Origin of the sequence: Ktedonospora formicarum, assembly GCF_016587355.1 — a bacterium.
GTDB lineage: Bacteria > Chloroflexota > Ktedonobacteria > Ktedonobacterales > Ktedonobacteraceae > Ktedonobacter > Ktedonobacter formicarum.
This window is the reverse complement of sequence record NZ_BNJF01000001.1, coordinates 1362610-1386838: the sequence shown is the minus strand read 5'-3', so window position 1 is coordinate 1386838 and position 24229 is coordinate 1362610. Positions and strand designations below refer to the sequence as shown.

Here is a 24229-nt window from a genome sequence, read left to right as displayed (position 1 = left end):
CTATATGGCTGGCATTACGCGCTCAGGTTTTCATATAAGGAGTAAGGATGAGCACATCACAGCCCGCAATTCAAATCACACAGGCCACCATTGAAGACCTGGAAGAGCTTATACCCCTTTTTGATGGTTACCGCCAGTTCTATCGTCAGGTATCGGATATTGAAGGAGCCAGAGCCTTTTTAACTCAGCATTTCCAAAACAAGAGTTCGGTAATCTTCGTGGCGCGTTTGCAGGAGTCAGATGGAAGCGATACGCGCGCCTGTGGGTTTACACAGCTCTACCCTTCTTTCTCCTCAGTATCGATGAAGCGCCTCTGGATTCTGAATGACCTCTTTGTCGCGCCAGGGGCTCGCAAGAAAGGCGTTGGCCCAGCACTCCTGGATCGCGCGCGTGACTTTGCTGCGCAGACTGGTGCGCGGGGTCTGACCTTGACCACCGCGCGCGATAACTACACTGCCCAATCCACCTACGAAGCCAACGGCTGGCTACGCGACGAAGAGTTCTACTCCTACCACTTCTATTTCGCATAGCCATATTTCATGCAAGACCTCAGAGAATGTATCTGATTTCTCTGAGGTCTTTTGCTATTTGCACAGGTTTTTGCTGACCAGTCGATTATCTCGCAATTGAACGATTGCGGAAACAAGGGGAATTGATTTGGCAAATTTGTTAACATCGGTGTTTTTTACGTCCTACTCTATAGAGTAGGACAACAAATCTTTGTTTCAATGGTAAAGATTTGTAGATTCGGAGAACATTATGAAGTATATCGGTGTGGCAATTCTGGGCCTAGGATTTCTCATTGGCATCATTGGTGGAAGCATGATCTCATTCGGAAATGGGAATGCTGCGCTCATCGGTGCTTTGCTAGTGCCTACGGTGGGTTATCTGGTGTGGTATTTTGTCAAGCGGAAGCGTGGCTCACTCCCGATTGAAGAGCGTAATCAGCAGAACATTTTGACTCATGGGCATAGGACCGGAGCGGGTAATGATGCGTCCGGGATTCATCTCTTCTTTGTTGAGAAATTCGGGCGCTAATCAATTTCTATAAGGCATTCCTGCTGTAAGCATTGGCATGCGAGAAAAAGGACTATACATGGTGGACTGGCAGAGCCAGTTTGACATGTATAGTCCTTATTGTGGGTCGAACTGAGAGGATTATAATCGTGCTATATAGGCCGTGCTGAGTTGGTTTGAAGGAAAGGGCTATACACACGCCAGCCGATTAATGTTACAATAGCGCCATGCGACATGTTTTTTTGATAGGGCTTTCAGGGAGTGGTAAGAGTACAGTGGGGCGCCTCCTGGCGCGGCGTTTAGGGCGACCTTTGCTGGATATTGACGCGTTAGTGGTGCAGGAGGCAGGAGCAAGTATACCCGAACTCTTCACCCGTCATGGCGAGGCGGCTTTTCGCGACCTTGAAAGTCGCGTGCTGGAGCAGGCCGTGTGCTCGGAGGAGAGTGCGGTCATCGCTACGGGTGGTGGCATCGTCGTGCGGGAAGAGAATCGGCGGCTGATGGCCGAGCGAGGTGTACGTCTCTATTTGCATACCGATCCTACCTCTTCGCTTGAACGCTTGTTGGCGCAACAGGAGCGTGCCCGCGCCGATTTGACGTCGCCAGAGGTGCGCCCGCTGCTTTCCGGGCCAGATCCTTTACAGACACTACAGAACCTCTATATGTCCCGCCGGGCCTGGTATGAAGAGGCCGAGCTAACCTGTGCGACGCAGGGGCGAAGCGCGGAACAGGTGGTTGAGGAGATTATCGCTATGCTCACCGATGCTGAAGCATCCCATGAAACCGCGCCCATTGTGCGGCGTGTGCATATTGGTGCTGGCTATGATATCGTTGTGGATTGGGGAGGGTTGGAGCGCTTGCCTCAATATCTGACGCAACTGGCACTGCCGCGCCGAGTCTTCCTGTTTACAGATAGTAATTTGCGTTCGCTGTATGGCGATGACGTGATCCAGAATCTCGCGCGGGCAGGTTTTGATGCGTATCTCTATACTGTACCTGCTGGCGAGTCCAGCAAGTCGTTTGAGCAACTACAAGCTATCTATGATTGGCTGTTGGAGCATCACGCAGAGCGACGTGAACCGCTGATTGCTCTGGGTGGTGGGGTGATTGGGGACCTGGTGGGATTTGTGGCTGCAACCTATCTACGTGGTGTTCCACTCATACAGGTGCCGACCTCGCTATTATCTCAGGTGGATGCTGCGATTGGTGGGAAGACTGGGATTAATCATAGTCAAGGGAAGAACCTTATAGGCGCGTTTTATCATCCACTTCTGGTCCTGGTTGATCCAGCGACCTTGCGGACACTTCCTCTTAGGGAGCGTACAGAGGGATGGGCAGAAGTTGTAAAGTATGGTATCATACTCGACGCCAAGCTATTTGCGCTTTTGGAGACGTACAAAGATGCTTTAGGCGATTTCTCGTCATTACCTGCCTCTTTGCTGATGCAGATTATTGCTCGCAGCATTGATTTAAAGGTGCAGGTCATTGAAGAAGATGAGAAAGAGAGTGGGCTACGTGCTATTTTGAACTATGGTCATACCGTAGCACATGCATTGGAGAGCGTTGCGGGTTATGGCGAATTGCTCCATGGCGAGGCTGTTTCGCTTGGTATGGTAGCTGCGGCGGCCCTGGCGCAAGAGGCAGGTATGCTACCCTCTGATGAGGTACAGCGGCAGAACGCCTTGCTGGAGGCACTGGGTCTCCCAGTTGCCTACCAGGGAAATGTGCGTGCTCAAGCCATCCTGGCGAAAATCCAATTGGATAAGAAGGTTGTGAGCAAGCGTGTGCGCTGGATTATGCCTCGGCATATCGGCGATGTGGTGATTACAGAGATGCCTGATGAATTGGTTGAGCGCGTGATCTCAACGTTCTTCGCGGAAGCGAGGGTCTAGCTCATGGTTGCAATTCTGGTGCTTAATGGACCAAACCTTAACACGTTGGGAAAGCGTGAGCCAGGTGTGTATGGTACGCTGACACTCGATATGATTAACGAGCGGATATATGCGCGAGGCGAGGCTCTTGGGGCGACGGTTGAGTGCTTTCAGTCTAATCATGAAGGCGCGTTGATTGACTGCATTCAGCAGCATGCTGAACAGGTCGATGGTATTATCATCAACCCTGGCGCATTCACGCATTATTCTTATGCTATACGTGATGCGCTGGCAGCAGCTAAACTGCCGATAATCGAGGTGCATCTGAGCAATGTGTATGCGCGCGAAGCCTTTCGTCACCATTCAGTCATCGCACCGATCTGTCTGGGGCAGATTGCGGGTCTGGGATGGCGTGGCTATTTATTAGCTCTTGAAGCGCTTGTTGCCGATCTACAGGAAGACAAATAGCCACTGTTACAGTGTATAGCTATAGATTCTTTTCTTGCATAGCAATGCGCTGAGTAATTGAGAAGCTTGATAACGATTAAAGTACAATATCTGCATATCGAGGAATCAATGATTCGCGCATAGCAGTAATAGAGAGTAAGACACTTACTTATCAAAGGAGTTTTTTGGGATGATTTCCACTAGTGACCTGAAAAAAGGCGTCACAATAGAATTTGAGGGCAACCCCTGCACTATTCTTGATTGGCAGCATGTGAAGATTGGACGCGGTGGGGCCATCGTACGCATGAAGTTGCGCAACCTGCGCAGTGGCTCAACTGTTGATCGCACCTGTGACGCTGGTGAAAAGTTCAAGCGCCTCTATCTGGATCGTTCCAATGTCACCTATCAGTACAATGATGGCGACTTGTATCATTTCATGGATACCAGCACCTATGAGGATATTGTGCTGACGGAGGCCCAGTTGGGGGATGCCAAGGACTACCTGATTGACAATCTGGAGCTAGACATCATTCGCTACAACGAAGAGCCGATCTCAGTGGAATTGCCAGAAAAGCTTGTACTGAAGATAACCTATACCGAACCTGGCTTCAAGGGAGACACGGCTACTGGTGGCTCTAAGCCCGCAACAACCGAGACTGGCCTGATTGTCCAGGTGCCGCTCTTTGTTACGGCAGATGACTCCATTCGTGTGAATACAAGCACGGGTCAGTATGTCGAGCGTGTGTAAGACCTTATAGATTTTCTCAGCCACTCGCATGCGAGGCCTATACAATAGTGGGTCGCGTATGCATGAGTGGTGAGATGATGGTGATGTCTCAGAGATTGAGGTATATTGTTTGCGAACGTAGTTCGGGAGTTACTTTTATGGATGGCAGCAGACACGCTTCCTCGCCCCTGGAGATGCTAACAGAGGAAATACGGGAAGAGTCGGAGCATATGGATCTGGAAGCCCTTGAGCATCTGGTAAAGGTGCTGGACAAGAGTGATGTTTCAGAGATTGAGGTCAAGCATAGCGAGACAGGAACACGTCTAGTTCTGCGCAAGGCGAAGGCGGGCGAAGGCGTAGCCTCTGGTGTTACTCTTTCCGTGTCAGAGCCGGGAGAAACCGAAGCGGCTCCGACACGATCTTCGCATACAGTGACCGCGCCTCTGGTGGGTATCTTTCATACATGGGTCAAACCGAAAGGGAAGGCACTGGTCGCAGTGGGTGACAAAGTCAAGGTTGGACAATTGCTTGGTTCAATACAATCACTCAATGTACTGTATGAGGTTGAAGCCACTGTGGCAGGCCGTGTTCATGAGATCCTGCTAGAGGATGGGCGGCCCGTCGAGTATGGTCAGGCTTTAATGACACTTGAGGTCGCGGAGGACGCATAGGAGGGCATAACAGCCATGCAGCTACCTGGCTTTAGTGACGCGTTAAGCGTTTCTGCCCTCTCTGTATATCTGAAAGAGTGGTTGGAGACCAACGACATGTTACAGGATGTGCGAGTGTATGGCGAAGTCTCCAACTGTAAGACCTACCCCTCCGGCCACTGTTATTTTACACTTAAAGACAGTGGCGCACAGATGAATTGTGTCTTCTTTAAGCAGGCGCGCCAGCGAACAGCCGCGCCTCCCCTACGTGATGGTATGGGGATTGCGGTGTATGGGCGTATTTCATTTTATGAACGTGATGGCAAGCTCCAACTCTATGTAGAGAGTGTAGAGCCGCTTGGTATGGGACTGCTCTTTGCGCGCCTGGAGCAATTAAAAACGCGCCTGGAAGCCGAGGGGCTTTTTGATCCTGAGCGAAAGCGAGCGCTGCCTGAGCGGCCGGAAGTAATTGGTATTGTGACCTCACCCCAGGCCGCTGCTTTGCGCGATATGGCGCGTGTTCTGCGCCAGCGCTATCCACTAGCACGTGTGATCCTCTCGCCAGCCCTGGTGCAGGGAGAAGGGGCACCGGACTCCATTGCTGCGGCCCTCGACGTACTTAATGAGCATGGCGAAGCCGAGGTAATCATTGTTGGGCGTGGTGGTGGTTCGATTGAAGAGCTATGGGCCTTCAATGAAGAGGTAGTTGTACGCGCCATCGCGCGTTCAAGTGTGCCTGTGATTAGCGGTGTTGGTCATGAGACGGATTTTACATTGGCTGACTTTGTCGCAGATCAACGCGCCTCCACGCCAACGGCAGCCGCGACTGCCGTTGTTCCCAATATTGAGGATTTGCGCCTGGAATTGCTGGATCGGCAGCAAGAGCTAACCTCGTTATTGGAGGAGCGTATAGAAGCGTTTGGCGAGCAACTTGCCGACATCCAACGTGAATTGGAGCGCTTTAGCCCAATGGGACGCATAGACAGCTATCGTCAACAGCTTGATGATTTGACTGAGCGTATGCAGACCCATACACGACATCTTTTGAGCCTGCGTGGTGAGCGCTTGCGTGGTATCGCCCTACAACTTCAATCGCTCAGCCCATTGCTCACCATCGCACGTGGTTATGCCGTCGTGCATCGTGATGGGGATCAACGGCTGGTAACAAGTGTGCAGCAGGTGGAGGTTGGTGACGACCTGCATATTCAGGTCGCGGATGGGGACATAGTAGCACGTGTGAGTGAAATTGGGCGGGAATTATGAGATGCCAGATAGTGATTGATTAGTGCTCACATTGTTGGCTTGTTTCGGCAATGCCAACGCTTACAGGGGAAGGAAGTTCACCTTCAATGGAAGAGGCATTATCGTTTGAAGACGCCTTTGCCAGACTAGAGGAGACGGTGGAAGCTCTCAAGGATGGGCAGCTATCGCTTGAGGAGGCCCTTCATTCGTATCAGAAGGGTGTGGCGCTGGTACAGCATTGTAACGACCTGTTACAGAAAGCCGAGTTGACGATTCAACAATTGCAGGGTGATAGCGAGGGCTCGTTATCTCTGCGCTCGTTTGACCTCTAAGAGGGGAGACGCTCTAGCTATCTATGGTAAATGATTCGCTTTTGGATAACCGTGTGTTGCTAGCTTCAGTTCTCGCCTGGCTGATCGCACAGGTGAGTAAGACTGTTGGTGAGATTATCAAGGAGCGCCGACTGGTGCTCAGTCGTCTGGTGTCGTCTGGTGGTATGCCTAGCTCACACTCTGCCTTGGTTACCAGTCTAGCGACGACCACGGCGCGTATAATGGGGCTTGGTTCTCCTACGTTCGCGGTTGCTGCTGTTCTCGCGGGAATTGTCATGTATGACGCCGCTGGCGTGCGACGCGCGGTAAGTATTCAAGCGCGTATTCTCAATCAAATGATTGACGAAGCTTTTCAGGGCCGACCATTCGCAGAAAAACGTTTGCGCGAATTGATCGGGCACACGCCGACCCAGGTCTTTGTTGGTGGCGTTTTAGGAATTTGTGTCGGTCTGGTGGTTACTAGCTATTAGGATATGATAGGATCGCTCCTCGCGAGTGCGCGAAAAGCGGTAATTATCGTTATGTGAGCCTTTCAGCTCAAAGAGATTATTTTCTTTTCCTCAATTCAGGCAATAACGCTCCTTTCTGGTATTTTCAGAAGGAGCGTTATTGCCTATTTTTTTCTGGTATAAACTGAGCTTTTCTATACGCCAAAAAAGATAAAAGAACGCGTCTATGAGATAGAAGTACTCTGCTTTATCATCAGCATAAATCAAGAGCGACTGAATGCATAGAATAAATTATGCTATTTTAAGGTTCTCATGGTATAATCCTGGACTGGTAAGCAGATACGTCAAATATGGTGTATAGTGAAAAAGGCTGAAAATTAATGATATTGCGCGTTTGAGAGTGGGGCGATCCTGGTATTGTGATAGGGACCAGAATCTAGCCGCTCTTAAATAAGCGTTACATATTTTCACCAATGAGTTGTTCAGGGGGGAACTACTACATTGGCCTATTTATCAATTGATAGAGAGGCTCTGATACTGCCGCGTGCCTTAATTTTTTATCCAACCAAAATTGAAAATCAGGAATATAAGTGTTGTGAAGATGAGTACAAGGTATTTCTCGATTCTGGAGGTGATGCTGCATCTCTGGCGTAGATAGAAATGAAAGCCAGAAAATTGGGTTAATTCTTGAAGTGATTTACCTTTACAATCTCGTAAGCCGCAGGATGGCTTATTTGCATAAATGTATATTCTGTGCTATGTGCTGTACTCTGTGTTTATTAGGGGAGGAGTCGCATGAAATTACTGGTCATTGATAGTGACCGTGATTTAGTGGAGATGCTCACAAGCTGGCTGAAGACGCTGGGCTATGAAGTATATCGTGCCTATAATAGCGAGCGAGCCAGGAGCGAATGGTTAGAGCAGCGCCCGGACCTGGTGATTATTGATCCTATGTTGAAGGGTGGGGATGTGTTAAGTATGTGTCGAGATCTGAGCATCAAGCATGATGCCTTAATTCTGGTGGTGACGGATGGGAAAGATGTGCAAGATGAGGTACGCTGTCTGGAGTCAGGGGCCGACGATTATCTAAGAAAACCTTTCTTCCCTTCTCAACTGCTGGCGCGTATTCGAGCGGTGAGTCGTCGCGCTCGCTCAACGTTGGAGCGTCGCCCGTCGTCTATAGTGACGGTTGGTCCTATCTGTGTAGATTCGCTCCATAATGAGGTGAAGGTTCATGGCAATCCCGTGCGCTTGACCCCTACTGAGAGTAAACTACTGCATCTCTTAGCGATTAATGCTAATGATGTCTGCACCGCTAATCAGATTGTAACCCATGTCTGGGGATATGATGGTGACGGCGATGCCTGTTTGATTAAGGCGCATATTCGCCATTTGCGTCAGAAGATAGAACCTCAACCCAGCAATCCCCATTATATTCTTACCGTTCCTGGTGTTGGGTATACCTTAATTCGTCGCAACGAAGAGCCACTAGAGAAGGTTCAGGAAGAGCGTCCCTTACGTGTTCTATCTGTTTAGTGTAAGGTTCGGGCTACAACGTCTCATCCGGGAGCAGCAATGCTGCTCCCTTTGTTTATGCTCTGAGAAGGTGATACATGTTTACAAGTCTCAACTAGATAGGGGAAGATATAACCGTTTTGAAGTACATTCTGGCATTCTATCTCTACGTTGATCCGCTAAGCTGTAAGCAAGCACCAACCCTTTCACGATAGTATACACAGACATAGAATGCTTCAGGTCTCTCGACTCCTGTGATGCATTTGCGCGTTGAGAAGAGCTCTGAAGAGATATGCAGATGCTAGAGTAGTGAGAATGCTTTATTTACAGATGGATCAGGGCCAGTCTATGGCGAGAAGGCGAAGCCGATTGGGGAAGAATGAACGTCCACCGCTACCTTATTTGCGCGTCTTGAGGCGTATTCCTGAAGAGTATCGTTCTCTGCTTCCCCTTCCTTTTATGCTCAGGCAGCGGTGTGCTGTCATCGGAGGCGAAAATGGAAAGTTAACAGTCGCTATCCATGATGTGGAACAAGTGTTGCTCGCGCCTACGCTCAAGCGGTTGACTGGGCATACTATTTTCTTTGTGCGTGTCAATGAACGGCAGTTAAGCCGAGCGTTGGAGCATATGGAACGGGCGATGGTCTCTGGGTCGAAGGGGCGCTGGCCGATTTCTGTCTACCAGCAGTTACATGCACGAGCGTTACTGACGCTGTTCTTTGTGACTCTTGACAAGAAATAGCATTGCCCATGAGCGAAGAGAGAGAAGAGCCGCATATCATCATCCTGCGGCTCTTCTCTCTCTTCTTAACGACGGATGGCAGATTGATCGAGCTGTGAGTTTTGTACAGGCTTAAGTGCTATGCCTACATATGATGGGTTCGAGCCTTTTGAGCATCGCTGTGGCTCATGGGGAAACTGTTGGGTTTCATAGTTGCTCAACCACCTCCACGTGCCAGGATCATGACTGGAATGGTCAGGAAAATGAGCTTGAGATCTTGCCAGAGTGATTGAGCTCGAAGATAACTGATATCCATCTCTATCATCTCTTGAAAAGTCACGCGCGAGCGCCCATAGACCTGCCAGGTTCCAGTGAGACCAGGTTTGCCAGTAAGACGTAACCACTCGCGTTCGCCATAGATCTCAACTTCGTATGGAACGGGCGGACGTGGACCTACTAGTGTCATATCACCGCGCAAGACATTCCAAAATTGGGGTAATTCATCTAAACTCGTTTTACGAATAAAGCGCCCCACACGTGTAATTCGTGGGTCATTATGAATTTTGTAAGCCATCCCCTCCCCTCCCTCTTCACTGAGCTTTTGCCCCTGCATGTATTGCTTGATCTTCTCCGCGTGTAGTTGCTGATTGCTATTGACATACATCGAGCGAAACTTGAGCATGTCGAAGGCGACCCCGTTTTGTCCAATGCGTTTCTGGCGGAAGAAAATTGGGCCTGGTGAGTCGAGTTTGATGCAGATAGCAACAAGTAGGCACACGAACAGAACACCAGGTGCGATCAAGAGTGTGAAGGCGATATCCAGCAACCGTTTGATGCGCAGATAGCTTGCGTCGATGGTGAGCTGAATCTGTGCTGCTTGTGCTTGAACAGCCATAGCTATTCCTCCCCGAAGGTGTAATAAGAAGTTGCTCGTTCTTAAGCCACCGCAACCTCTACTATTTGGCACCGTGTGAGTAATGGTAAGCCATGACGGTAGAGAACTGGTACGTATGCATATGCAAAAACGGTATCAGAGTGTGTATGTGGTGGAAAAATAGTAATAGTGCTATGTGTCAATATGTTGCATAGTGATTGGCTCTTCACTGTCTCACTGAAAACTCGTTAGCTTTTCTCGTTTTAGACTCAACTACAGGTTCTCCACTCGCGCCGAGAAGTTGCACCTAACCTAAACCTCAACAAGTATCGAGTGTTCACTGCTGGATGGTACTATCCAGACTAGCGAGGCCGTAGCACCAGTGGCGAGATGAGGAGTCCGCCTTAGGATTTTCTACGAAACGAACGTCGTTTTTGCGGCGAGCACTGACTTTCAAATAGGGATTTAGAGAAAGATAAGGAGCGAAGAGGACGTGGCAGCATTAAGAGTTCCCCTGGTTGATTTACAAGCTCAGTATCGGAGCCTTAAGCCTGAGATCATGGAGGCGTTCGGCGAAGTCCTTGATGAGATGCAACTGTTTCTAGGACCCAGAACACGAGCTTTTGAACAGCAGTTTGCGAGCTATTGTGAGTGTCTCTATGGTGTGGGGGTGTCCTCGGGAACCGATGCGCTGGTTCTAGCCTTGCGCGCCTGTGACATTGGTCCCGGTGACGAGGTAATAACCGTTTCTAATACCTTTATCGCGACGGTTGAGGCTATCGCAATGGTAGGGGCGCGCCCGGTTTTCGTAGATGTTGATCCAATCACCTACCTCATGGATTGGCGACAATTGGAAGGGGTTCTCTCGGAGCACACAAAGGCCATACTGCCAGTGCACTTGTATGGGCATGCCGCTGAGATGGGACCTATTATGGAGTTCGCGCGCGCACATGATTTGCGTGTCATTGAGGATGCTTCGCAGGCGCATGGCGCTACCTATAACGGGCGTAGGGTTGGGAGCTTTGGCGATGTGGGCTGCTTTAGCCTCTATTATAGTAAGAATCTGGGAGCTTTTGGAGAGGCGGGGATCTGCACAACTAACAATGAAGAGCTTGCGGAGCGCCTGCGTATGGTGCGCGATCATGGTTCTCGCGTGCGTTATCAACATGAGGTGATTGGCGGTAATTATCGCCTGGACGAGCTGCAGGCGGCAGTCTTGCTGTTGAAGATGCCCTACCTGGAGCAGTGGAATCAGGCTCGCCAGCAGCATGCACGTTTCTACACTGAGCGCCTTGGTGATATTGTGGCGCAGGTGCCTCAATTCAGACCGTGGGCAACCCATGTGTACTGCTATTATGTCGTTCAAGTTGAGGGGCGTGATGAGTTTCGTATGAGCCTGGAGCATGAGGGCATTGGGACGAATGTGCATTATCCTGTGCCGCTGCATCTCCAACCCGCGTGCGCTAAGTATGGCTACACACGTGGAATGTTGCCTGTCACTGAAGCCGCATCGGAACGTATCGTTTCGCTTCCCATGTATCCGGAGTTGACTGCCGAACAACTCGAACTGGTAGTGATGACGGTACAGAAAGCCCTGTTGGCAGGCGCGCATCAAGCATGATGGCTCATTATACTGAGTAATTTTGCGTATTGTAGGAGCAATTGGGAATTTAAAAGGAATAAGCAAGCTATGGCGGATTTACGTTTTGGTATCATCGGTTGGGGGTACTGGGGACCAAAGATCGCGCGCAATTTGGAGAGCGTGTCGCATGCCTCAGTGTCAATGGTCGCTGATCTCGACAAGCACCGTGTGGCGATGGTGGCATCTCAGCAGCCAGGGATGCGGACCACAACAGAGATTAATGAATTACTGGCGTCGGATGTGGATGGTGTAGTTATCGCGACGCCTGTACGTACTCACTATCAGCTCGCGAAGCAGGCGTTGTTGCGAGGTAAGCATGTTCTGGTAGAGAAGCCACTTACAGCGAATGTTGAGGAGGCTGAGGAACTGGTTTCTCTGGCACGTCAAGTTGGGCGCGTTCTGATGGTTGGGCATACCTTTGAGTATAGTCCTGCTGTCAACGAGATGAGGAAACTTGTGCAGAGTGGAGAGCTGGGGAAGATCTATTGTGTGGAGGCGGAACGTGTCAATCTGGGACTATTTCGACGTGATATCAATGTTATCTGGGATTTGGCCCCACATGATGTCTCAATCCTCCTTTACCTCTTTGGGCAGACGCCTACCCAGGTTCGGGTCCAGGCGAATGCGCACCTGTTGCCACATATTCATGATGTGGCGCATCTAGACCTTGGTTTCAGCGATGGTATGACTGCGCACATTCATGTGAGCTGGCTTCACCCTTGCAAGATTCGGCGCGTGACGGTCATTGGAGACGCCAGGATGGTTGTCTATGATGATACTAATCCAGCGGAGATGGTGAAGATCTATAACAAAGGCGCAGATGTTAATGTTGACCCGGTTGTTTCATACCGGCACGGAGCCATTACGATTCCGCATATTGATTGGATGGAGCCGTTGCGCCTGGAGTGCGAGGACTTTGCGAACGCTATTCGGACTGGTGAGCCGCCACGCGCGAGTGGGGAGGTGGGTCTCTCCGTGGTGCGTGTGCTGGCTTCAGCACAGCAAGCTCTGGATATGTCAGCGCGTGCCGGAATAGTGACAGCGGTTCCTGCATAACGAACATTTGGCTTGTGAGGCCCTACCTTGTCCGTGTGTTCTGGACAGGATAGGGCCTGATGTATTTCATGGTGATCAGGAGAGATAGAGCATATGAGTGAACAATTTTATGTCCATCCTCTGGCGGAAGTGGAGTCAGGTGTCAGTGTAGGCGCGGGGACGCGCATCTGGAGATATGCGCATGTGCGTGCGCAGTCCTCAATAGGGGAGAACTGTAATTTGGGCAAAGGGGTCTATGTCGAGACCGGGGTACGTATTGGTTCGCGGGTTAAGATTCAGAATCATGTTTCGCTTTTTGAAGGTGTTGTTGTTGAGGATGGTGTCTTTATAGGGCCACATGTCTGCTTTACGAATGACATGTATCCGCGCGCGATCACACCTGAAGGCGCGTTGAAGGGAAGCGAGGATTGGGAGATAACGCCGACATTGGTCAGGAATGGGGCTTCGATTGGAGCCGGGTCAATTATTGTCTGTGGGGTAACCATTGGCGAGTTTGCGTTGATTGGTGCTGGTTCGGTGATAACAAGAGATGTTGCGCCCTATACGCTGGTGTTTGGCAATCCCGCCAGTGCGCGCGGTTATGTCTGTCGTTGCGCGCGGCGCTTGCTCTCAGCGCGCGTTGAGGGCGATAAACTTACTGGTACCTGTGAGGTATGTGGTCAGGTCACGTGGTCGTTGAGCATGCCTTGAATGGTATATCTACATAAATGCATGAATGGATATATGGTATAGAAGATGCTCTGTATCAGTATTGGTATTTTTGTCTGTAATAATTTGCAAAAGCTTGAAAATATGGATACAGATGTCGTATAATCACGATGTTCTCGAAGAAATCTGTTGGGGTTGGAAAGGGATTGATGAACCATATGTCCTCATTATTTACGCCTCTCAGGGTTTCCTCCACACGGGATTATATTGTGGAGGCCATCACGTTGTTGATTGGTATCCGTGATCGAAGGAGTACTGGTCGGCTCTCTATTCGCAGTTGTGATCGCCACGGCTTAGTGCATTTCTATTTCCAGAATGCGTGTCTGATGCATGTGATGGGCGATAGATGTGATGGGGATGCGCTTTTGAATGACTTGCTAGGCTGGCGCAAGGCCAATTTGCGCTTTGATCCTGACGTGTTTGCACCCTATGAAGATGTAACCTGGCAGCAGGCTGAGCTATTTACACGCTGGCTTGGATTATTAGAGGTTCATGGTGAGACCTATAATGTTCCACCGGAGGTCATTGGGGGGTTGACGAAGAGCCTCACCTCGCATCTGCCATTACGTCCCTTGGAGAGTGAGTTCTTGCCTGAATCGGAATTAGAGACTTCGGGCCTCTGGAAGATTGTGAAGACTGATCTACTCGTTGACCTACCCGACGAAATGGATAAAGAGCAGTTCCCAATCACGCAAGTATTGCCTCGGATTGGGGGGATGGTAGCACAAGTTGCGCGTGTCTCCCAGAATATCGCTCTACGCATTATGGGAAAGAAACCTGAGCCTGCTGGCTGGTCTGCTCGTAGGGGCGCATGGACTGAAGAATTAGCGGCGGTTGTGTTGCGTCCTCAGAGACGAGAGGAGTCCCGGCGATAGGTGCTTGATGCTACTATCGCCGGGGAAATGTTATTGAGCCTGAAGTCAGGGTTGCAGACGTTCGGGATGGCGCTTGCGCCAGTATCGCATATAGCCTTGCACTGTCATGGCGTAGTTAGTGGCGATTTCATAGCGTTTGAGCGTGCGCTCCTCGCTTGATACCCGTTTAAGCTCGGGTTGGACATGCTCTATGAGGCGATCAATGATTGCGCCCTCAGAGAGACCATCGCGCATGGCATGTAAGACGAAGTCGCCCCAGCTGTAAAGCTTCTCACGCAAGTGTTCGAGATGGGGTATTGGTGTAGAAGTTGGGCCAAAATGAGCCAGATAGAGCACATCGGGACGGAGCCGCTTGAGTGTATCGATGCTTGCCGACCATGCCTCAATATCCAGGTCAGGTGGGGGCGTGGGAGGTCGTACATAATCAACTCCCTGCAAGCGTACACCCGCTACATCACCAGCGAACAGGTCACCGCTATGCACATCGAAGAAGATTATGTGATGGCTGGCGTGACCTGGAGTATAGTGTACTTCCAGGCGACGTTGCGCGATAGTGAGCACATCCCCATCGTTAATGATCTGAACATTGTGCTCTGGCACCGGATCGATAGATCCCCAGAGTTCCTGCATGCGTTCGCCATAAATGCGAGCTGAACTGGTAATAAGTTTGTCGGGGTTTATCAGGTGGGATGCGCCTTTGCTATGGACGAGTACGCGCGCTTCCGGCATAGTGTGTAGAAGTGTGCCGATTCCGCCAGTGTGATCCAGGTGGATATGGGTCGCGAGCAAATGAGTGACCCTTGCCGGATCGAAGCCAGCCTGGCGTATGCCATCTAGGAGAGCCTCGCTGGTGCTGCCTGGGCCTGGATCGATAAGGGCTATCTCGCCGCCGTCAGCTAGCAGGTAGGCGCCAATGATATCGTGTTCACCCTGGAATGGCAACGAAATCTGCCAGATTCCGGGTCGTAGTTGCGTCACCTCTGTCAAAAGTATCGCTCCTTGCTTCCCTACTATGGGACCCCTCAGAGTCAGTCACGTGTAACTGGCTCTGAGGTACCTTTGGCATTTTCCCTGAACAGTATCTTCCTATCTTTTCTTTGAGATGGACTTACCCTGGGTGAAGAGCAACAGGTAGTCTGGACCGCCAGCCTTTGAGTCGGTACCGGACATATTAAAGCCGCCGAAAGGCTGACCGCCAACTAGCGCGCCTGTGCATTTGCGGTTAAGGTACAGATTCCCGACATGGAAGTCGGCATATGCGCGCTCAAGGCGCTTCTCATCACGTGAGAAGAGGGCCCCTGTAAGGCCATACTCTGTATTGTTCGCAATATCGAGGGCTTCATCGAAGTCTTTGGCTTTGATGAAGGCCAGCACGGGACCAAAGATTTCTTCCTGTGCGATGCGAGCATCTGGCGCGACGTCCGCGAAGATGGTAGGCTCAATGAAGTAGCCCGGTCCCTGGTGACCGCCACCAGTTACAAGGTGTCCCTCGCTCTTACCGATCTCGATGTATTCGAGGATCTTCTTCATGGCATTCTCATCCACAACTGGTCCCAGGTAGGTCGATTGCTGAGTGACATCGCCCATGGTGATAGCCTTGGTCTTCTCTACAACCTTGCTGAGCACCTCATCATAGACCTGCTCTACTACGATAGCACGTGAGCCAGCGGAGCACTTCTGCCCCTGGAAGCCGAAAGCTGAGACTGCGATAGCGGCAGCAGCAGCATCCAGATCAGCGGTCTCGTCGACCACGATGCCATCCTTACCGCCCATCTCCAGGACTGTGCGCTTCAGCCAGCGCTGCCCCTTTGGAGCCTTTGAGGCGCGCTCGTAGATGCGTAGACCTACTTCGCGTGAACCTGTGAACGAGATGAAGCGTACGTTTGTGTTGTCAACCAGCGCATCACCAATGGTTGAGCCGGAGCCGCTGAGGTAGTTGACCACACCAGCAGGCAGGCCTACCTCCTCTAGCAGACGTACGAACTGGTAGGCGATACCTGCCGACGTACTGGCTGGTTTGAGAACAACCGTGTTACCGGAGACGAACGAGGCGCTCGTCATACCAACTGTGATAGCGGTGGGGAAGTTCCAGGGTGGGATGACCGCGCCCACACCTAGCGGAATATAGACAAACTTGTTGTCTTCGCCGGCTACGGGAGGAATTGGCTGATCGCCTGCGAGGCGCATGATCTCGCGCGCGTAGTACTCAAGGAAGTCAATAGCTTCGGCAGTGTCGCCATCGGCCTCGGCCCAGTTCTTGCCGACCTCAAAGATCATCCAGGCGTTGAAATAGAAACGGCGCTGGCGCATCAGGTCTGCTGCGGCGAAAAGATATCCGGCGCGCTCTTCGGCTGGAACGCGTTTCCAGGTTTCAAAGGTCTCGGCGGCAACCTTGACAGCTTCATTGGCCTGCTCGACGGTTGCGCTGGCGAAGTGGCCGATGACCTGATCTGGATGTGATGGGTTGAGCGAGGCAAAGGTCTTCTCGGTGGTAATATGCTTGCCACCGATGATGAGGGGATAGGTGCGCCCCAACTCGCTCCTGACCTGAGCGATGGCTTCCTCTTGAGCGCGTCTGTTCTCTTCCTGGCTAAAATCAACGAAGGCTTCATTTGTAAAAGGCACTTTGGCACGTGCCTGAACATCGATTTTTGTTTGTAACATGAAAGTAACTCCTTATGCAGTACATCTTTGTACCCTGTGATTGATTGCTTTCTTATTCTATCTCATAAAAAGGAGATGGTGGTAGGGGAATGGCACCGAAACCCATATGTAGCTGCTTGTAGCACTGGTTAAGTGCGGACCTAGCGGATCATGGGCGTCTGGTTGGACGCCATGGCATCGGTGATGCGCTCGCGATGGGGCTCGACGATATCCATATGTTCTATTTCTTGTGGCGTAAAGTAGCCAATCTCAGTTGTTTCGTCGCTCAGAGAGGGCATTCCCTCGGTAACTATCCCTTCAAAGCAGAGGTTTACCATGTGAAACTGGTTGCCGTCTGCGTAGGAAAGGAGCATATGCGGATTAGAGTAGACACCAATCAAGCGAGCGACATGGATACGTAGTCCTGTCTCCTCCCTGGTTTCGCGTGCGCAGGCTTCGATGACGCTCTCTCCTGCCTCCATATGTCCACCTGGCAGGCACCAGCGTCCGTTATCACTGCGTCGTGTGAGCAGAACATGTGTGTGTGACTCGTCAAAGATCACCACTGAGGTCGAGAGCATCAGTTTGCCATCCCGACTAACGCGCTCCCCAAAGCGATATGAGGCCATAGGGGTCCTTCCTCTCTAAACGGCATTATGCCGTATGGCGAGTGTCGTTATATTTCGTGTAGTCAGATCAAGCATGCGGATGGCATGATTATTGGTATCGGCTATGTAGAGTATCTTCTGAAGCGGGTCTGCTGGATGGTTGGCAATTGCCAGACCTGAAGGCTCGTTGAATTGCGCCTCGGAAGCGGGACCATCCTGAAAGCCTGCTGTGCCAGTTCCCGCGATACTAACTACCTCGCGCGTGTGGGGATTAAGCATCTTGATGCGGTGATTATAGGTGTCGGCAATGTAGATCAAGCCGTCGTGTGTATGGATACCCTGAACATGTTGTAGTTGAGCGTGCTCTCCTATGCCATCAACGTCTCCGAAGTCAAAGAGGCCGGTGCCAACGAGAGTATGGACCTGTTGCTTGCCTGTTAGCTCGATAGCGCGTATGGCGCTGGCCTCGCTATCCGCGCTATAGAGCGTTAGACTGCTTGTATCGAGTGTCAGCCCACTGGGTTGAGCGAAGAGGGCGTCCTCATATGAACCATCGCGCAGAGCTTCGGGACCCGCGCCCGCGAAAGGTTCAATCTCATCACGCGAGAGATAAAGGATAAAAATGCGATGCATACCTGCCATCGCGATATAAAGTTTGTTGTCATGATAGACAAGATCCCAGGGGGAACTGAGCGCGATGGTGCGGGCGGGTCCCTGGACTGGCATGGGCTTAAAGCCGTATTGCTCGCCAGTTCCCGCGATAGTTTCGACCCGTCGTATACGCAGGTCTACACGACGTAGGAGGTGATTATCGGTATCGGCGACATAGAGAGTATCGCCAGCTAGAGCAACGCCCTGGGGTGAATGGAAGCTTGCCTGATTGAAGAGGCCATCATCTCGACCAGCTACTCCTGAGCCGATGACGTTGCGTACATTACCCAGAAGATCTGTTTCGAGTAGGCGATGATGTCCTGAATCGCTAATGATGATACGGTCGGCCTGTTCGTCGATGGCGAGCTTGCCAGGAAAGGCCAGGAGCGATGCTGGAGTGGACTCTGTTGTAAAGCGTAGTAGGCTATGTTGAAGTAATCCTCTGGCTTCGAACTCCTCGCTCATTTGTGTGATCAGGTCCTTTGCCATCGAGGGTGAGATCTCGCCTTCATGTTTGCCAATGACTCTGCCTTCGGGGTCGATAAAGATCAAGGTGGGCCAGGCGTGCACAGCATATTGTTGCCAGAGGTGCATAGAGTGATCATTGACCACAGGATGCTCGATACCATAGCGGAGCACTGCGTTGCGAACACTACTGGTAAAGTGCTCGCCGGGGAACTTAGGCGAATGGACGCTAATGACGCTGAGCGTTTCGGGGAAAGCTACCTCTAGTTCGCGCAGTTGCACTAGAGCGTGCTTACAATTAATACAACAGAAGGTCCAGAAATGCAGGATTACGATGCGACCTCGGAGTTCTTTGAGGCTGAGTGGATGGTCGCTATTAATCCAGGCTAGATCTTGTGGTAACTCAGGCGCGCGAACCTCTCCGCGAAAGCGTTGTGTCATAATTGTTTCCCTTTGTTATTGGATCGTACCAGCATTGCTGAAATATGATGTGATTTCTGTGCGTCAATTGTAGCACATGGATGGTCCAGCTCTCCTGAGAAGGTAGCTTGAATGTAGCCTCTTAATCTATGTTCTGCTTGTCGGGCGTCAGAGGTGATTTATGCAGACAGAAGTAGTATACTAGTGGCACTACACTGTCTATACAAGGAGATACGTTGAAATGGCTCGGCAGGAATTCCCCATAGAGCAGCAATTGCGTAAAGATATTCAAGAGGCGCAACGCGCCCGTGATCAGGTCAAGATTGATACACTTCGTATGGCCCTGGGCGCGATCCATAACCTTGAGGTCGCGCGTACGGATCGCAAACATCCCCAGTTTGGAGAGGCGCTGACCGAAGCCGATTGTGTACGTGTTCTAGAGCAAGAAGTCAAGAAACGCAATCAGGCTATTCCTCTCTATAAGCAAGGTGGTCGTCTGGAACTTGCCCAGAAAGAGCAGGCTGAACTGGATATTCTCCAGGCATACCTGAAGTCTTCACAGATGAGTGACGAGGACATACGCGCTGTTGTGAGCCGCCTGATTGATGAGCAGGGCAAAGAATTCCGTAAGGTCATGCCGCAGGCCGCGAGAGAACTGAAGGGGAAGGCTGAGGGCTCGCGAGTCCAGGCCATTGTCAAAGAGCTGACGCAGTAAAGCATGTGGCGAGAACAAGCCCCTCTGCCTCTAAAGGCAGAGGGGCTTGTGTGTCTGAGAGCATCGTTAGGAGGTTAGGAGGCATCCGTAGCCGGCGCTGGCACGGTTGTCTCGACCACATCGATATCGCCTTGCGCCTCGCGGTTGGCATACTCGCGCAGGCCCCATGCAGCTAGAGCCGAAATGATTGCCATGAGCAAGATGTAGAGCGAGAGCGGGACAGAGGAATGATAGGTAGCGAGCAGGAGCGTCGCGATGATGGGGGCGGGGCCGCCTGCCGTCAGTGATGCCAGTTGATAGCCAAGTGAGGCTCCGCTATAGCGCAGGCGCGCGCCAAAGTGCTCTGAGATGAAAGCTGCCTCTGGTCCATAGAGACTCGCGTGACAAATGCTAATCGCAATCACCAGGGCCAGGATGACAAGAATATCAACCTTACTTTGCATCAGTAGGAAGAAGGGGAAGGCGTAGACTGCCATTGCCAGTGAGGCGATGATGAACCAGCGCTTGCGCCCAACTATGTCTGACAGGTAACTGGCGGCGGGCATGGTAAAGAACGAGAGGAAGGCCGCGATGATGATACCTGTATAGAGTGTGTTGACCGAGAGTTTGAGTGTTGTCACGCCATACGAGAGCACAAACGTAGTGAAGAGGTAGAAAGGTGCTTGCTCGCCTGAGCGTAGGAGCGCAGAGAGCACGATCTCTTTCCAGTGGTGACGAAAAACCTCTCCTAGCGGGGCCTTGGCAATACGCTGTTCTTGTTTGAGGCGTGTAAACTCTGGCGTTTCCAGGATGCGCGTGCGGATGAAGAAGCCAACCAGGATCAGAAGTGCGCTCAGGAAGAAGGGAATGCGCCAGCCGATCTGTAAGAATGCATCGCCAGGGAAGATAGCCTTACAGGCCAGAAGCGCCAGTGCTGCCAGCGCCAGCCCGACTGGTACACCAGTTTGGGGCCAGCTTGCCCAGAAGCCGCGACGACGATTGTCGCCGTATTCTAGTGAGAGCAGGACTGAGCCGCCCCACTCGCCTCCAACACCTGCCCCTTGTAGGAAGCGCAGGATTGCCATGAAGAGTGGAGCAAAGATGCCGATACTTGCATAGGTTGGGACGAGTCCAATAAGCACAGTGGCTGCGCCCATCAGGAAAAGGGTCGTAATCAGTGTCGATTTACGTCCAACCCGGTCACCAAACCAGCCGAAGAATGCGCCTCCAATTGGGCGTGCGATAAAGCCGATGTAATAGGTCGTAAAAGATGCGAGAATACCGGTAATGGGGTCCAGATTTGGGAAGAAGAGAGGGGCAAAAATAGTTGCGGCAAAGAAGTTGTACAGGAAGAAGTCATACCATTCGATGGCGGTTCCTATAGTGCTTGCGCTAATAACGGGCAGCATGCGACGAACCGAAACTTCTCCTGCGGCGACATTAGCCATAGTGCCTCCTTATGCTCACTGTGTCTATGAGCAACAAATACGACAACTGCAATTAGCGGGTACATTCTATCTGTAGCCGATTGGCTTCAGATGGCGTAAATCAGTCGCGTCCCCTTCTTTGGGGAGATGGAAGCAGATATTAGTTAGCAATGGTGCCTGTCGTTGAGAGGGATTTACAGTAAATAACAGATGCCTCTCAACAATATTAGCATAATGAATCGTTGTATGCTTGTCAAGCTTTAGAAGGGGTGGTAAGGATGGTTTATAATGTCTGGAGGTTAGATAGTTTTGTGCGGATGTGTTAATGCGTGCTCCTATTAGGTGTTGGGAAGCATCTAATTAGATAGAGATAATGTGCCTTGAGATTGGTAGGAGGAGCATAGGTCCATGGCATCAATTACGATAGAGCTACCTCTGTTTCCGTTGGATGTGGTGCTTTTTCCCGGAACGGTGTTGCCATTGCATGTCTTTGAACCTCGTTACCGGCAAATGGTTACGGATTGCCAGCATACTCAGAAGCCCTTTGGTATTGTTCTGGCGAAACCTGGGAGTGTGTACCAGCATGAAGTTCCTTATAGTATTGGGACAATGGCGCAACTACACAATGTTGAGCGTTTGGATGATGGGCGCTATACATTGATGGCCGTGGGAACACGTCGCTTTCGTATCAGGAGCCAGCATCGCCAGAAGCCGTATTTGTCGGGTCTTGTTGAGCCTTTTGGCGATCAGCCAGAGCCCATTCAAGCATTAAAACTACCGATGGCGCGAGCCTGTGGTTTGTTTCGTAATTACCTGGAGATGTTGCTGGAGGCGGTGAACGAAGATAGCAGTTATGCCGATTTGCCCGAAGATCCAGAAGACTTATCGTACTTTATCGCCTACTTTCTAGAGATTCAGAACGATATTAAACAGTGCCTCTTAGAGATGACTTCGACCCAGGAGCGTTTACACGATGAGATCGATATCTTGAGGCGAGAAATCCCTTTTATGAGGCAGATTCTCTCAAAGAATTTGCCTGAAGGCAAAAGTATGCTAAACTGAGCTCAATCCTTATGCGAAAACCTGAGCGTGTGTGCGCTAGCTGCGACCCCATGCATGGGCACGGCAGCGGATTGGTTCTCGTAGAAGACCTAAAAGAAACCTTTGGGAAGCGAGCAAGTGGATCGATGAAAGAAATGCCTCAATTTCGGCAACAGTTAGATAATTTGTTGCGCACTCGTGATGTGCAACGAGTACGAGCGTTTTTGATCGAGAGTGGTCAATGGTACGAGGACGCACCTGCGGATCCTCTCTATGCTATGTGGCTCATGATTGCTGGTAGTGATAAACTGAGCGATCTGCATGCTGAAGCGCGTGAATGGCTGCTTAGTAATGGGCATGAGAATGTCGTAGAAGCCCTTTTGGGGAAAGAAAGTCAGAAGAAGACAAAGCCTGATCGCGCTGTTCGTTCCTCACGTGGGAAGCAGTCTCAAGGGAACAGTGGTCGTAAGCCGCCTCACAAAGGTCGAGAGAAGACTACAAAGCGGGACGTATAGTGTCCTTTAAGATGGAACCCTCTGCCTCAGATAGGCTGGCAACTGCATCGATAGTTTGTTAGCTGGCAAGGTGCTCATAGTTCATCTGGAATAATTACCCTTCTCAATACTGTTTTCCTGTGTAGAGTCGCATCCCAAAAGCTTCTCTACACAGTGGTACATATGCTCCTCGCACGTTTTTTCTTCGAGAAACCTCCAAGATCAAGGATGAGCCAGGACTATTGCTGTCATTAATCTACCTTTAGAGAGTTGCGGTGTCGCTGTCACTGCTATGATTAGCACGGATGTGCTCAGATATGCGAATTTGGGAAGTAATCGATTACCATTTGTCAGTGTCGTTGTGTGCAGGACGCTCTCCATCTATGGTGAATCTCTATATTTATATGCCTGTAATGAAGGATGTGAAAAAACTGTATGTCGACTAATGCTGTAAAAAGAGCGAAAGGCGATGTGGGTGCCAATAAGGCGCAAATGGATAGACGCCTGGTATGGATTATGGCGGTAGCTTGTGGCCTCTCTGTTGCGAACCTCTATTATGTGCAACCTGTGCTTGCGGATATTGGGCACGAGTTTACTGTCTCTTTTGATCAGGTAGGGATACTTGCCACGCTCTCTCAGTTAGGGTATGCCCTGGGACTGCTTCTCATTGTCCCATTGGGTGATCGGTATAATCGTCGCACTTTGATTGTTACCATGCTCTGTGCTGTCACTGTGGCCCTGATTGCAATGGCTACTGCTCCAACTCTTCCCTTGCTTGCTGTTTCAAGCTTTGCTATAGGTGTGACCACTGTTGTGCCGCAACTATTAGTACCACTGGCGGCGAGCATGGCGTATGAGCATGAGCGTGGGCGCGTCGTAGGTACGGTTATGAGTGGCCTATTAATAGGTATTCTCCTCGCGCGAACCGTGAGTGGCGTGGTTTGCGCGAATCTGGGTTGGCGTGCCATGTATTGGATAGCTGCCGGGTTGATGGTCCTGTTGGCACTGGTTCTGCGCTTCTTATTGCCACCTGATCGCCCTCGCTCTGATATGAGCTATCCTCAATTGTTGCGCTCGCTTTGGAGTTTGCTGCGCAGTGAGCCTGGTCTACGCGAGACGTGTGTCTTTGGTGCCATGGGTTTTGCATCCTTTAGTGCCTTCTGGGCCACGCTTTCGTTTCTCTTGCAGACACCTCCCTATCATTATGGTAGCGAAGTTGCGGGTCTCTTTGGGTTGGTGGGTGTTGTAGGTGCGGTGGCTGCCTCCTTTGTAGGTCGACTCGCTGATAAGATGGAGGCGCGCAAGACTGTTGGCATCGCCTTGCTAGTCTTGCTGCTCTCGTTTGGAATCTTCTGGCTGACAGGACAGTTTATCTGGGGCTTGATCATTGGCGTGATTCTGCTCGATCTCGGTGCGCAATCAAATCAGGTCTCGAACCAGACGCGTATCTATAGCCTTAATCCGGAGGCACGTAGCCGCCTCAATACCATTTATATGGTGTCGTATTTTATTGGTGGCTCGCTTGGTTCATTCTTGGGGACGTATGGCTGGAGTATCGCGGGTTGGAGTGGCGTATGCGCTGTAAGTTTGCTGCTGATAACGGTGGCGGGTATAGCCTATGTCATCAATATGCGCCGTGCATTAGCTCGTTAGAGCGGAAT

General features: G+C 51.0%; 25 protein-coding genes. 19 read left to right on the top strand and 6 right to left on the bottom strand.

Translation table 11 applies throughout. The features are described 5' to 3' along the window. The first annotated feature begins 47 nt into the window (after nt 1-47). The 11 genes from K3T82_RS05995 to K3T82_RS05945 all read left to right on the top strand — a co-directional run bounded on the left by K3T82_RS05995 (nt 48) and on the right by K3T82_RS05945 (nt 8991). Nucleotides 48-530, top strand: coding sequence for a GNAT family N-acetyltransferase (locus K3T82_RS05995; RefSeq protein ID WP_220192575.1), 483 nt, complete (start codon nt 48-50; stop codon nt 528-530). A 229-nt stretch (nt 531-759) separates the two neighbouring features. Next, nucleotides 760-1038 (top strand): hypothetical protein, encoded by a 279-nt coding sequence (locus K3T82_RS05990; RefSeq protein ID WP_220192574.1) that lies wholly within the window; start codon nt 760-762, stop codon nt 1036-1038. A 206-nt stretch (nt 1039-1244) separates the two neighbouring features. Beyond that, the gene (aroB, locus tag K3T82_RS05985; RefSeq protein WP_268886620.1) at nt 1245-2909 is read left to right on the top strand and encodes a 3-dehydroquinate synthase; all 1665 of its coding nucleotides are present in this window, start codon (nt 1245-1247) and stop codon (nt 2907-2909) included. A gap of 3 nt (nt 2910-2912) precedes the next feature. Then, nucleotides 2913-3356 carry a type II 3-dehydroquinate dehydratase gene (gene aroQ / locus K3T82_RS05980; protein WP_220192572.1) on the top strand — a complete coding sequence of 148 codons (444 nt, stop codon included), beginning with the start codon at nt 2913-2915 and terminating at the stop codon, nt 3354-3356. 169 nt (nt 3357-3525) lie between these two features. Next, nucleotides 3526-4083, top strand: coding sequence for an elongation factor P (efp, locus tag K3T82_RS05975; protein ID WP_220192571.1), 558 nt, complete (start codon nt 3526-3528; stop codon nt 4081-4083). A gap of 137 nt (nt 4084-4220) precedes the next feature. Then, nucleotides 4221-4733 carry an acetyl-CoA carboxylase biotin carboxyl carrier protein gene (locus tag K3T82_RS05970; RefSeq protein ID WP_220192570.1) on the top strand — a complete coding sequence of 171 codons (513 nt, stop codon included), beginning with the start codon at nt 4221-4223 and terminating at the stop codon, nt 4731-4733. A gap of 15 nt (nt 4734-4748) precedes the next feature. After that, a complete protein-coding gene (gene xseA / locus K3T82_RS05965; RefSeq protein WP_220192569.1) occupies nt 4749-5975 on the top strand; it encodes an exodeoxyribonuclease VII large subunit in 1227 nt (408 codons plus the stop codon). A gap of 86 nt (nt 5976-6061) precedes the next feature. Continuing rightward, on the top strand, nt 6062-6286 hold the full coding sequence (gene xseB, locus K3T82_RS05960) for an exodeoxyribonuclease VII small subunit (RefSeq protein ID WP_220192568.1): 225 nt from the start codon (nt 6062-6064) through the stop codon (nt 6284-6286). 23 nt (nt 6287-6309) lie between these two features. Further along, the gene (locus tag K3T82_RS05955) at nt 6310-6756 is read left to right on the top strand and encodes a divergent PAP2 family protein (RefSeq protein ID WP_220192567.1); all 447 of its coding nucleotides are present in this window, start codon (nt 6310-6312) and stop codon (nt 6754-6756) included. Between the two features lie 774 nt (nt 6757-7530). Further along, nucleotides 7531-8271 (top strand): response regulator transcription factor, encoded by a 741-nt coding sequence (locus K3T82_RS05950; RefSeq protein WP_220192566.1) that lies wholly within the window; start codon nt 7531-7533, stop codon nt 8269-8271. Between the two features lie 294 nt (nt 8272-8565). After that, complete coding sequence (locus tag K3T82_RS05945) at nt 8566-8991, top strand: GspE/PulE/PilB domain-containing protein (RefSeq protein WP_220192565.1); 426 nt, start codon at nt 8566-8568, stop codon at nt 8989-8991. 196 nt (nt 8992-9187) lie between these two features. Here K3T82_RS05945 and K3T82_RS05940 read toward each other — a convergent pair whose 3' ends face one another. Then, nucleotides 9188-9865, bottom strand: a complete 678-nt coding sequence (locus tag K3T82_RS05940) for a sugar transferase (protein ID WP_220192564.1) — start codon at nt 9863-9865, stop codon at nt 9188-9190. Nucleotides 9866-10337: 472 nt separating this feature from the next. On the opposite strand from K3T82_RS05940, the gene K3T82_RS05935 reads away from it, so the two are divergent. The 4 genes from K3T82_RS05935 to K3T82_RS05920 all read left to right on the top strand — a co-directional run bounded on the left by K3T82_RS05935 (nt 10338) and on the right by K3T82_RS05920 (nt 14125). Then, the gene (locus tag K3T82_RS05935) at nt 10338-11465 is read left to right on the top strand and encodes a DegT/DnrJ/EryC1/StrS family aminotransferase (protein WP_220192563.1); all 1128 of its coding nucleotides are present in this window, start codon (nt 10338-10340) and stop codon (nt 11463-11465) included. 69 nt (nt 11466-11534) lie between these two features. Then, nucleotides 11535-12542, top strand: coding sequence for a Gfo/Idh/MocA family protein (locus K3T82_RS05930; RefSeq protein ID WP_220192562.1), 1008 nt, complete (start codon nt 11535-11537; stop codon nt 12540-12542). A 93-nt stretch (nt 12543-12635) separates the two neighbouring features. Further along, nucleotides 12636-13232 carry an acyltransferase gene (locus K3T82_RS49585; protein WP_220192561.1) on the top strand — a complete coding sequence of 199 codons (597 nt, stop codon included), beginning with the start codon at nt 12636-12638 and terminating at the stop codon, nt 13230-13232. Between the two features lie 176 nt (nt 13233-13408). Then, on the top strand, nt 13409-14125 hold the full coding sequence (locus K3T82_RS05920) for a hypothetical protein (RefSeq protein ID WP_220192560.1): 717 nt from the start codon (nt 13409-13411) through the stop codon (nt 14123-14125). 45 nt (nt 14126-14170) lie between these two features. Here the strand turns inward: K3T82_RS05920 and K3T82_RS05915 are convergent, their stop codons facing one another. From K3T82_RS05915 to K3T82_RS05900, 4 genes are all read right to left on the bottom strand, one after another. Continuing rightward, complete coding sequence (locus K3T82_RS05915; protein WP_236031250.1) at nt 14171-15103, bottom strand: MBL fold metallo-hydrolase; 933 nt, start codon at nt 15101-15103, stop codon at nt 14171-14173. A 108-nt stretch (nt 15104-15211) separates the two neighbouring features. After that, nucleotides 15212-16789, bottom strand: coding sequence for an L-glutamate gamma-semialdehyde dehydrogenase (gene pruA / locus K3T82_RS05910; RefSeq protein WP_220192558.1), 1578 nt, complete (start codon nt 16787-16789; stop codon nt 15212-15214). 140 nt (nt 16790-16929) lie between these two features. Further along, the gene (locus K3T82_RS05905; RefSeq protein ID WP_220192557.1) at nt 16930-17397 is read right to left on the bottom strand and encodes an NUDIX domain-containing protein; all 468 of its coding nucleotides are present in this window, start codon (nt 17395-17397) and stop codon (nt 16930-16932) included. A gap of 15 nt (nt 17398-17412) precedes the next feature. Then, entirely contained in the window at nt 17413-18933 is a 1521-nt protein-coding gene (locus K3T82_RS05900; protein ID WP_220192556.1) for a thioredoxin-like domain-containing protein, read from the bottom strand. Between the two features lie 220 nt (nt 18934-19153). On the opposite strand from K3T82_RS05900, the gene K3T82_RS05895 reads away from it, so the two are divergent. Then, nucleotides 19154-19627, top strand: a complete 474-nt coding sequence (locus K3T82_RS05895) for a GatB/YqeY domain-containing protein (protein WP_220192555.1) — start codon at nt 19154-19156, stop codon at nt 19625-19627. Between the two features lie 74 nt (nt 19628-19701). On the opposite strand, the gene K3T82_RS05890 is transcribed toward K3T82_RS05895, so the two are convergent. Further along, nucleotides 19702-21054 carry an MFS transporter gene (locus K3T82_RS05890; protein WP_220192554.1) on the bottom strand — a complete coding sequence of 451 codons (1353 nt, stop codon included), beginning with the start codon at nt 21052-21054 and terminating at the stop codon, nt 19702-19704. 387 nt (nt 21055-21441) lie between these two features. On the opposite strand from K3T82_RS05890, the gene K3T82_RS05885 reads away from it, so the two are divergent. From K3T82_RS05885 to K3T82_RS05875, 3 genes are all read left to right on the top strand, one after another. Next, complete coding sequence (locus tag K3T82_RS05885; RefSeq protein ID WP_220192553.1) at nt 21442-22095, top strand: LON peptidase substrate-binding domain-containing protein; 654 nt, start codon at nt 21442-21444, stop codon at nt 22093-22095. Nucleotides 22096-22220: 125 nt separating this feature from the next. Beyond that, entirely contained in the window at nt 22221-22589 is a 369-nt protein-coding gene (locus K3T82_RS05880; protein WP_220192552.1) for a hypothetical protein, read from the top strand. Nucleotides 22590-23003: 414 nt separating this feature from the next. Further along, nucleotides 23004-24221 (top strand): MFS transporter, encoded by a 1218-nt coding sequence (locus K3T82_RS05875; RefSeq protein ID WP_220192551.1) that lies wholly within the window; start codon nt 23004-23006, stop codon nt 24219-24221. Nucleotides 24222-24229: the final 8 nt, after the last annotated feature.

Coding starts and splice junctions, on each gene's coding strand:
- K3T82_RS49585 (WP_220192561.1), top strand. CDS start 12,636: ATGAGTGAACAATTTTATGTCCATCCTCTGGCGGAAGTGGAGTCAGGT.
- aroQ (WP_220192572.1), top strand. CDS start 2,913: ATGGTTGCAATTCTGGTGCTTAATGGACCAAACCTTAACACGTTGGGA.
- K3T82_RS05990 (WP_220192574.1), top strand. CDS start 760: ATGAAGTATATCGGTGTGGCAATTCTGGGCCTAGGATTTCTCATTGGC.
- K3T82_RS05920 (WP_220192560.1), top strand. CDS start 13,409: ATGTCCTCATTATTTACGCCTCTCAGGGTTTCCTCCACACGGGATTAT.
- K3T82_RS05950 (WP_220192566.1), top strand. CDS start 7,531: ATGAAATTACTGGTCATTGATAGTGACCGTGATTTAGTGGAGATGCTC.
- K3T82_RS05885 (WP_220192553.1), top strand. CDS start 21,442: ATGGCATCAATTACGATAGAGCTACCTCTGTTTCCGTTGGATGTGGTG.
- efp (WP_220192571.1), top strand. CDS start 3,526: ATGATTTCCACTAGTGACCTGAAAAAAGGCGTCACAATAGAATTTGAG.
- K3T82_RS05995 (WP_220192575.1), top strand. CDS start 48: ATGAGCACATCACAGCCCGCAATTCAAATCACACAGGCCACCATTGAA.
- K3T82_RS05890 (WP_220192554.1), bottom strand. CDS start 21,054: ATGGCTAATGTCGCCGCAGGAGAAGTTTCGGTTCGTCGCATGCTGCCC.
- K3T82_RS05875 (WP_220192551.1), top strand. CDS start 23,004: ATGTCGACTAATGCTGTAAAAAGAGCGAAAGGCGATGTGGGTGCCAAT.
- K3T82_RS05905 (WP_220192557.1), bottom strand. CDS start 17,397: ATGGCCTCATATCGCTTTGGGGAGCGCGTTAGTCGGGATGGCAAACTG.
- pruA (WP_220192558.1), bottom strand. CDS start 16,789: ATGTTACAAACAAAAATCGATGTTCAGGCACGTGCCAAAGTGCCTTTT.
- K3T82_RS05880 (WP_220192552.1), top strand. CDS start 22,221: ATGAAAGAAATGCCTCAATTTCGGCAACAGTTAGATAATTTGTTGCGC.
- K3T82_RS05900 (WP_220192556.1), bottom strand. CDS start 18,933: ATGACACAACGCTTTCGCGGAGAGGTTCGCGCGCCTGAGTTACCACAA.
- K3T82_RS05895 (WP_220192555.1), top strand. CDS start 19,154: ATGGCTCGGCAGGAATTCCCCATAGAGCAGCAATTGCGTAAAGATATT.
- aroB (WP_268886620.1), top strand. CDS start 1,245: ATGCGACATGTTTTTTTGATAGGGCTTTCAGGGAGTGGTAAGAGTACA.
- xseB (WP_220192568.1), top strand. CDS start 6,062: ATGGAAGAGGCATTATCGTTTGAAGACGCCTTTGCCAGACTAGAGGAG.
- K3T82_RS05940 (WP_220192564.1), bottom strand. CDS start 9,865: ATGGCTGTTCAAGCACAAGCAGCACAGATTCAGCTCACCATCGACGCA.
- K3T82_RS05945 (WP_220192565.1), top strand. CDS start 8,566: ATGCTTTATTTACAGATGGATCAGGGCCAGTCTATGGCGAGAAGGCGA.
- K3T82_RS05930 (WP_220192562.1), top strand. CDS start 11,535: ATGGCGGATTTACGTTTTGGTATCATCGGTTGGGGGTACTGGGGACCA.
- K3T82_RS05955 (WP_220192567.1), top strand. CDS start 6,310: ATGGTAAATGATTCGCTTTTGGATAACCGTGTGTTGCTAGCTTCAGTT.
- xseA (WP_220192569.1), top strand. CDS start 4,749: ATGCAGCTACCTGGCTTTAGTGACGCGTTAAGCGTTTCTGCCCTCTCT.
- K3T82_RS05970 (WP_220192570.1), top strand. CDS start 4,221: ATGGATGGCAGCAGACACGCTTCCTCGCCCCTGGAGATGCTAACAGAG.